Source organism: Collinsella aerofaciens (assembly GCF_018785245.1).
Classification (GTDB): domain Bacteria; phylum Actinomycetota; class Coriobacteriia; order Coriobacteriales; family Coriobacteriaceae; genus Collinsella; species Collinsella aerofaciens_AD.
In genome coordinates this window covers 24215-32019 of the sequence record NZ_WQPL01000006.1, presented here as the reverse complement: position 1 = coordinate 32019, position 7805 = coordinate 24215, and the positions used below count along the sequence as shown (strand labels likewise).

At 61.1% G+C, this 7805-nt stretch carries 9 protein-coding genes; all 9 read right to left on the bottom strand.

Features of this window, described 5'->3' with window-relative positions; translation table 11 throughout:
* Positions 1–103 precede the first annotated feature (103 nt).
* Entirely contained in the window at positions 104–559 is a 456-nt protein-coding gene (gene rsfS, locus GPK39_RS01460) for a ribosome silencing factor (protein WP_035138582.1), read from the bottom strand.
* A 27-nt stretch (positions 560–586) separates the two neighbouring features.
* On the bottom strand, positions 587–1120 hold the full coding sequence (gene yqeK / locus GPK39_RS01455; protein WP_193221482.1) for a bis(5'-nucleosyl)-tetraphosphatase (symmetrical) YqeK: 534 nt from the start codon (positions 1118–1120) through the stop codon (positions 587–589).
* An 87-nt stretch (positions 1121–1207) separates the two neighbouring features.
* Positions 1208–1885 carry a nicotinate-nucleotide adenylyltransferase gene (gene nadD / locus GPK39_RS01450; protein ID WP_215673493.1) on the bottom strand — a complete coding sequence of 226 codons (678 nt, stop codon included), beginning with the start codon at positions 1883–1885 and terminating at the stop codon, positions 1208–1210.
* A 3-nt stretch (positions 1886–1888) separates the two neighbouring features.
* Positions 1889–3358 carry a GTPase ObgE gene (gene obgE / locus GPK39_RS01445; protein WP_215673492.1) on the bottom strand — a complete coding sequence of 490 codons (1470 nt, stop codon included), beginning with the start codon at positions 3356–3358 and terminating at the stop codon, positions 1889–1891.
* 85 nt (positions 3359–3443) lie between these two features.
* A complete protein-coding gene (rpmA, locus tag GPK39_RS01440; protein WP_006236075.1) occupies positions 3444–3701 on the bottom strand; it encodes a 50S ribosomal protein L27 in 258 nt (85 codons plus the stop codon).
* A gap of 33 nt (positions 3702–3734) precedes the next feature.
* A complete protein-coding gene (gene rplU, locus GPK39_RS01435) occupies positions 3735–4109 on the bottom strand; it encodes a 50S ribosomal protein L21 (RefSeq protein ID WP_035138585.1) in 375 nt (124 codons plus the stop codon).
* Positions 4110–4176: 67 nt separating this feature from the next.
* A complete protein-coding gene (locus GPK39_RS01430) occupies positions 4177–4989 on the bottom strand; it encodes a TIGR03936 family radical SAM-associated protein (RefSeq protein ID WP_215673491.1) in 813 nt (270 codons plus the stop codon).
* Entirely contained in the window at positions 4986–6863 is a 1878-nt protein-coding gene (locus GPK39_RS01425) for a TIGR03960 family B12-binding radical SAM protein (protein WP_215673490.1), read from the bottom strand. Before GPK39_RS01425 ends, GPK39_RS01430 begins: the two co-directional genes overlap by 4 nt.
* Before the next feature lie 10 nt (positions 6864–6873).
* Positions 6874–7803: a YcjF family protein gene (locus tag GPK39_RS01420; protein WP_006236071.1), complete on the bottom strand. Its 930-nt coding sequence runs from the start codon at positions 7801–7803 to the stop codon at positions 6874–6876.
* Between the last annotated feature and the right edge of the window lie 2 nt (positions 7804–7805).

The window sequence follows — 7805 nt, the reverse complement described above, 5'->3', positions numbered from 1 at the left end:
TTCGACAAGGGGCGACCATTGTGCAATCGCAAGAAGATGACGGGGCGGAATGTCAATCCTGGTCTAACAGAGCCTTTTTTTATCCCCGTCCCAGAAAAATCATTTAGAGGAGGTTGAGGGGGAGCTGGGGGGCGTCTCCCCAGAGTTTCTCGAGGCGGTAGAAGTCGCGCGCTTCGGGAGTGAAGACGTGGACGACAACCGAACCATAGTCCATGAGCATCCAGGTCTTCTGCTCGCGGCCCTCGATGGAGAACGGATGCTCGCCGCAAGCCTCGGCGACCTTCTCCTCGATCTCGTCGACAATTGAATCAACCTGGCGGTTGTTGGTACCGGTGGCAAGCACAAAGTAGTCGCATACGTCGGAAAGCTCGGTCAGGTCGAGCACCTGAACGTCCTCGCCCTTCTTGTCGTAGGCGGCCTGCGCGGCGGCGCGGGCGACATCCTCGGCGGCGACACCGCTCGCGGACAGCGAGGCGGCAGTGCGGTCGGACGTGGCGACGAAGCTCTTGTGCTCCACACCTTCAAGAATCTGCTCGTCGGTCATGGTCTCGTCGGCCATGGAATACCTCTTTCTAGACAGCCCGAGCTAGCGCAGCTGGGCGTAATGGTTGTAAATCGTAATAGCCGTGGGATAAAGATAGCGCCCGGACTGGATCACATAGACCAGACCCTGCGCAAAACAGGAGAAGAACAACTCATCGAGCGTCGACTCCCCCACCATCTTGCGCAGCGCATGCGCATAGTCGCCGTGGCGGTTGGGCTCGATGGCATCGGCCACAAAGACCACCATATCGAGCGGTGTCATGTCGCAAGCACCCACGGTGTGACGGTCGACAGCCTGGAAAACGGCCGGCGACAACTCGGGGAAAAGCTGCGGAAGCTCATAGGCGGCAACAGGGCCATGCAAAAGCGGCGTCGCGGCGGAAGGAGAGCCGGCAATCTTAATGCCGTAATGCAGAGCGCGCGTAACCAGCTCGTCGTCGGAGAGCACTTTGTCCCAGTCGTGGATCAGACCGGCAGCAGCGGCATCAAAGCGGTCAACGCCGTAGACCTCGGCCAGATGAAGTGCGGTCTCGGCAACACCCAGCGAATGCACATAGCGCTTGCGCTTATCCTTCATGCGAACATCGAGCAGCTCTTGAATGCGCTTGAGCAGCGCGCGCTCATCGCCCTCAAACTGATCCTCTACCGACAACGTAGACCCCCATCACTCAAAATCTTCTTGACCCAGATCGACATACAAACCGCGCTTGCGAATGTAGCCGAGCACAGACTCGCTCGTAAGATAGCGCACGCTCATGCCGCGGGCAACTCGCTTACGAATGTTCGTCGAGCTAATCGCCAGCGCCGGAATCTGAATATAGCGCACATCGAACGGCAGCCCCGACTCTTTGATTCGGGCACGCGCCGTATCGATATCAAAGCCCGGTCGCGTCGCCGCAATAAAGGTAGCAAGCTCAGCGATTCGTTCGGCATCATGCCAGGTCACGATATCGATAATCGCGTCGGCGCCCGTAATAAAGTAGAGCTTTACCTGCGGCGGGTAAAAGTCGCGAAGGGCATGAAGCGTATCGGCCGTATAGGTTACGCCCGGGCGGTCGATCTCGAACCGGCTCGCCAAAAAGGCCGGGTTCGCGGCGGTGGCGAGGACCGTCATGGCATAACGGTCCTCGGCAGGCGTCACCGGCTTGTCAAGCTTAAAAGCAGGAGAGCCCGCCGGCATAAAGAGCACAGCGTCCAAGTCGAGGGACTCGCGCGCCTGCTCGGCGGTAACCAAGTGCCCGTAATGGATGGGATCAAAGGTGCCACCCATAATGCCGAGCCTAAACTCCTGCCCGTCCTCTAGAGGAAGCTCGGGCAAACCGATTCCACCGCGCAACGACATGGCTTACTCGCCCTCCGAGGTCTCGGCATCGTCCTCGGCATCCGCCGCATCGACAACCTCGACGCCCTCATCCGCAGCATCAGTTACGTCAATGGCCTCAACGGCAACGTCCTCGCCAGCATCCTCAAGCTCCTCCTCGTATTCCGAGAAGTCCTCGGCGCCCTCAAAGTCAAAGGCGCGCTGGCAAATGCGAACCTCGTCGCCCGCACGGCAACCGGCCTTCTCGAGCGCGTCGTCAACACCCATACGCGCAAACTTATGCTGCAGGTAAATGACGGCCTCCTCATTTTCCCAGTCGGTCTGAATGACCATGCGCTCGATGGCACGACCGACCACGCGGAAGGCACCGGGCTCTTCCTGGACAATGCGGAAACGCTTCTCACGCTGCAGGCGACGGCGCTCCCACTCATCGTCGCGCAGAACGACCGGCTCATCGGAGACCGACAGCTCGGCGCGCAGCTTAGCCACCTGCTCGCCCACGGCAAGCATCAGCGTGTTGAGGCCGGCGCCCGTAACAGCAGACACGGCAAAGAACATATGTCCATCGTCGAGCGCTGCGCGCTTAAGGTCGGCAATCTTGTCGGCCGTGCCCGGCGCGTCGCACTTGTTGGCAACGACGATCTGCGGACGCTCCGAAAGCTCGGCGCCATACTGCTCGAGCTCGCGGTTGATGATGTGGTAATCCTCGACCGGATCGCGATCCTCAAAACCACCCGTCATGTCGACGACGTGCATGATCAGGGCCGTACGCTCAATGTGGCGCAGGAACTGGTGACCCAGGCCCTTACCCTCGCTCGCGCCTTCGATAAGACCGGGGACGTCGGCAACGACGTAAGAATATTCACCGGCACGCACCATGCCGAGGTTCGGCACGAGCGTGGTAAACGGGTAGTCAGCAATCTTGGGACGGGCGGCACTCATGCGCGCGATGAGCGATGACTTACCCACGGAGGGAAAGCCCACGAGCGCGGCATCGGCCATAAGCTTCATCTCGAGCTCAATCCAGTGCTCCTCGGCCGGTTCGCCCAGCTGAGCGAACGCGGGCGCGCGGCGCACCGATGTCACAAAGTGGGTATTGCCCAGACCACCGGCACCGCCGGGCGCCACGACAACGCGCTCGCCATCGTGCACCAGATCGGCAATCTCGAACATCGGGGTCTGCGTCTCGGGGTCGAGCTCGCGCACCACGGTACCCATAGGGACCTTGAGAATCAGGTCCTCGCCGCTCTTACCGTTACGACGGGCACCCTGGCCATGCGTGCCGCGCTCGGCGCGGAAGTGATGCTTAAAGCGGTAATCGATCAGCGAAGACAGCTGAGCATCGGCCTGGATGACGACATTGCCGCCACGACCGCCGTCGCCGCCATCGGGGCCGCCCTTGGGAACAAATGCCTCGCGCCTAAACGACATGCATCCGGCTCCGCCGTCGCCGCCGCACACGTTAATGCGGCTGATATCGGTGAACTGTGACAACAGAATCGCCTCCTACAAAAAAGAGGGAGACCCTTGAATCCTAAAACTCAAGTGCCTCCCACATATGTGCTCTATGAAGGGTGAATTACGCGTTCGCGAGCGGGCGTACGCTGACCCTGTGCTTGATACCCTTGTGGAACTCAACGGTACCGTCGACCAGCGCGAACAGCGTGTCGTCCTTACCACGGCCAACGTTCTCACCCGGGTGGATGTGCGTGCCGTGCTGACGGACGAGAATCGTGCCCGTGGTTACCGTCTGGCCGGCATAGCGCTTCGTGCCAAGGCGCTGACCGCGGGAGTCACGGCCATTACGGGAGGAACCGAGTCCTTTTTTGTGTGCCATTGTGTATACCTACTCTTTCGTTACGAGTGTAATCTACTCGGCGACGGGAGCCTCGGCAACAGCCTCAGCCTCTGCCTTGACAGCCTTCTTGGCGCGGGAGGTAGCCTGAACCTTCACGATCTTCAGCTTGGTGAGCTGCTGACGGTGACCCTTCAGACGACGATAGCGCTTGCGCTTGTGGAACTTGAAGACCAGCTGCTTCTCGCCCTTGAACTGCTCAACGATCTGAGCGGTAACCTTGGCCTTGGCCAGCTTGTCGGGGTCGGTGACGATCTTCTTACCATCGTTGAGGAAGATAACCGGCAGGGTGACCTTGTCGCCCTCATTGCCCTCGATCTTCTCGACGGTGATGACATCGTCGGTGGCGACCTTGTACTGCTTGCCGCCCGTGTTAACGATTGCGTACATGTTTACTTGCCCTTCATGCATCAGTTAGTGCAACAGCCGAATATAGTAGCAGGCGAAAATACCCCCGTCAACGAGTATGTGGAGCAAATCCACAAGTTCGCACAGGTATGGGGCTGACGAGTCGGCCCTCGTCGTCCTCGCATGCTTGATTCTGACGCTCGACATCGTAGGAGCAGATGGTCACGAGGTCTTGCATACCGGTGGAAACAATAGGTGCATCCACGCCCGGGGTCAAGCCCTGCAACAAAACATCAGCCGCAGAAAGCAAAATTTCCGGACGCATGGAGCCCTCGTTGTCGGCATGGGTGTCGAGCATGAGCACCAAATGGTCCGGGCGCTCCCCCGCCGTGAGCTCATAGCCAACGAGCGTGTGATCCAAATCCAAGCGCTTGCTCTTTTTTCCGCGCGCGTAGTCGATGCCATGGCCCGCGCGCAGCGTGTCGATCGCACGATGCACCTCGTCGGCGCTTACGGGCGCCTCGGGGTCCAGATGCAGGTCGATGCGATACGACAGGCGCGTGAGCTGCGCCGTCAACGCCGGCGTGCGCACGTCGATGTACGCCGCCTCGATGGGCGCCAGATCGGCCGGAGACGCCGCAGCCAGGCGCCCAAACGCCTCGTCGAGCGCCACGAACTCGGTCATAAACAGGTCATACCACTCACATGTCGACGACGTACCCACCGGTAGCGCCGAAGAGAAGCCCACGCGCATGTGCGGAGAGAAGCCCTGCGTGACGGCATAGGGAAGTCCCGCACGGCGCACGATGCGCTCAATGGTATGGATCACTTCGAGATGGCCCAGGTACTTAAGGCGATCGCGCTTGCCATAGCGAACACGAAGCCTAAAGAGCGAGGGGTTGTCGGTCAGGCGCTCACTCATGCGCGATCACCCATCAATACATTCTTGGCGTGGAGCGTGGGGCAGATCCCGCAGCCGGTGCACGACGTGCGGGTGCAGTCGGGAGTCGTGACGCCCTCGAGCGAGCGACGGTACTCGCGCTCGAGAAAGCCGCGTGTGCAGCCGGGGCTCACGTGCTCCCACGGCAGGCGCCAGTCCAACCCGTAGGGCAGGTGCACGAGCTCATTGAGGTCGATGCCGTTTTTGGCAGCAGCCTCCTTCCAGTTATCGAGCGAGAAATGCTCTACCCAGGCGTCAAAGCGAGAGCCCGAGCGCCAAGCGTCGATGATGACGGGCGTCATGTCACGACCGGCGCGGGACAGTGCGGCCTCGATGAGCGAGGTCTCGGCATCGTGGTAATGAACGCGGACGGCACGGTTGCGAACGCTCGTGATAAGCAGCTTCTGGCGACGCTTGACGTCGTCGTAGTCGAGCTGCGGGCACCACTGGAACGGCGTGGCAGCCTTGGGGATAAAGACCGAAACCGAGATGGACACCGAGATCGAGCCGCGACGAGCCTTGGGCACCACGGAACGACCGAGCTCCAGCACGTGATCGGCCAGATTGGCGATGGCCACGATGTCCTCGTCGCGCTCGCCGGGAAGGCCCATCATAAAGTAGAGCTTCATGCGGTTCCAGCCGGCCTCGAAGGCCGCCTTGGCCGCACGGTCCAGGTCCTCCTCGGTCACGTTCTTGTTAATAATGTCGCGCATGCGCTGGCTGCCGGCCTCGGGCGCGAACGTCAGGCCGCCCTTCTTTTCGCCGGCAACCGACTCGGCCATATCCACGCCAAACGAATCCAGGCGCTGCGACGGAATAGACACGCGAATACCCGTATCCTCCAGGCGACGGTTGAGCCTGCCGAGCACGTCGCGAATGCAGGAGTGGTCGGTCGTGGAGAGCGAGGTCAGCGACACCTCGTCATAGCCGGTCTTTTCCAGACCCTGAATCACCGACGAGACGATCTGGTCGGCCGAGCGCTCGCGCACCGGACGATACGTCATGCCAGCCTGGCAAAAACGACAGCCGCGGGCGCAGCCGCGCAGGATCTCGATAGACAGGCGGTCGTGAACCAGCTGCGCATAGGGCACGCACGACTGCGACAGCGGATTCGTGGCGCCGAAATCCTCGACGACGCGCTTGTAGACCACGGTCGGCGCATCCTTGCCTTCACGCGGCACGGTGTAGCCATGCGGCGAGCAGGGCTCGTCGTGACGAACCTCATAGAGCGATGGCACGTAGTTGCCGGCAATGGATGCAAGCTGCTCGACAATCTGCGCGCGCGGGACCCCTTCGTCACGCAGGCGGCGATGCAGCTGGCAGGTCTCGAGCAGCGATTCCTCGCCCTCACCGATGAGGATGGCATCGAAGAAGGCCGCGTACGGCTCGGGGTTGTACACCGAGGGGCCGCCGGCGATGATGATAGGGTCGTCTTCGCCTCGGTCGGCCGCCAACAGTGGAATGCCAGCGAGGTCGAGTGCCTCGAGGAAGTTCGTCACCGCCATCTCGTGCGGCACATGCAGACCGACGATATCAAACGAAGCGACCGGCGCTGCACCCTCAAGCGAGAGCAGCGGAATGCCCGCCTCGCGCATAGCGTCACCCATATCGGGCCACGGCACATAGCCACGCTCGCAGGAGATGCCCTCGGCCTGGTTAAGGATGTTGTAGAGGATGGCGATACCCTGGTTGGGCAGACCGACCTCGTACACATCCGGATAGATCAGGCAGCAACGGTAGTCGGCATCGGCCTTGGAAAGCGTGCCCCACTCGTGATCGATATAGCGACTCGGCTTCTCGACCTTGGCGAGCAACGGCTCAATTAAATGAAAACAGTCTTGGTATGCAACGCGCAACGGAAAACCCCTAAGCAGCGAGATCTGATGCGTCCTGATAGGACGCCATAGGACGGGTAGCGCCCGCGACCGTGGTCACCAGATCGCGAACGCGGGAGAACGTGGCAGTGACCACCTCGTTGGCACGGCTGTAGTCGACATCGCGCTCGTAGAGCGAAACGAGCGCACGGCCCATGCCATAGGTGCCCGCGGCAGCAGTGAGCGCCTTGACGGCAAACCCAATATGCGGCGTCTGCTTGACAAGTGCGCGGGTGACCGCTCGGATCACAAGACCGCCGGCAAGCACGCCCGCGACCTCGTAGCCGCGCTCAGGCTTAATGCCGCGTCCAAAGACGGCAGCGAGCTCAAAGAGCATGCCCACCTGCGCCAGCGCCATAACGGGATAATCGGCGCCCGGCAAAAACACCAGCGCACCGGTCGCCATATTGGTGAGCGCGCACGAGGTGATGATACGATTGGCCGCAGCGATGCGCATGAAGGCAAAGTTCGCCGCAAAAGCCGTTTCCTTGTCGGTGCGATCGAGAATCCAGCGGGCAAGCGTCTCGAGCAGATACGTCTTATCGGTTGCCGCTACCACGCCGAGCATGGGCGTAGACTCCTCGATAAACGGCACCTCCACAGCAGACTCGGCAAGCACGCACACGGGCGCGCCGGCGATCACGAGCTCCTGCACGGCACTCTCCAAGCGGTCGGAACCACACGAGAGCACCAGCACCACATCGGTATCGGTCTTTGGAGCAATTCGCTCCTCCCCCAGACGCTCGACGCGCACAATGCCCGAGGTCGTCTGCGGCACAAAGGCGTCACGCACCGTCTCGGCCAGAAAGCGCGAGGCGGACGAATCCAGATAGACCGAGACGCGCACAGGTGTATCGGAATCCTTCTTAACGGACGCGCCCATCTTAAAAGCGCGGGTCAGCTTATCTACGGGAATTTTCATGG

Bases quoted from the DNA above. Each gene is read 5' to 3' on its own strand.
- rsfS (WP_035138582.1), bottom strand. From the start codon at position 559: ATGGCCGACGAGACCATGACCGACGAGCAGATTCTTGAAGGTGTGGAG.
- yqeK (WP_193221482.1), bottom strand. From the start codon at position 1,120: ATGAAGGATAAGCGCAAGCGCTATGTGCATTCGCTGGGTGTTGCCGAG.
- nadD (WP_215673493.1), bottom strand. From the start codon at position 1,885: ATGTCGTTGCGCGGTGGAATCGGTTTGCCCGAGCTTCCTCTAGAGGAC.
- rpmA (WP_006236075.1), bottom strand. From the start codon at position 3,701: ATGGCACACAAAAAAGGACTCGGTTCCTCCCGTAATGGCCGTGACTCC.
- rplU (WP_035138585.1), bottom strand. From the start codon at position 4,109: ATGTACGCAATCGTTAACACGGGCGGCAAGCAGTACAAGGTCGCCACC.
- GPK39_RS01430 (WP_215673491.1), bottom strand. From the start codon at position 4,989: ATGAGTGAGCGCCTGACCGACAACCCCTCGCTCTTTAGGCTTCGTGTT.
- GPK39_RS01420 (WP_006236071.1), bottom strand. From the start codon at position 7,803: ATGAAAATTCCCGTAGATAAGCTGACCCGCGCTTTTAAGATGGGCGCG.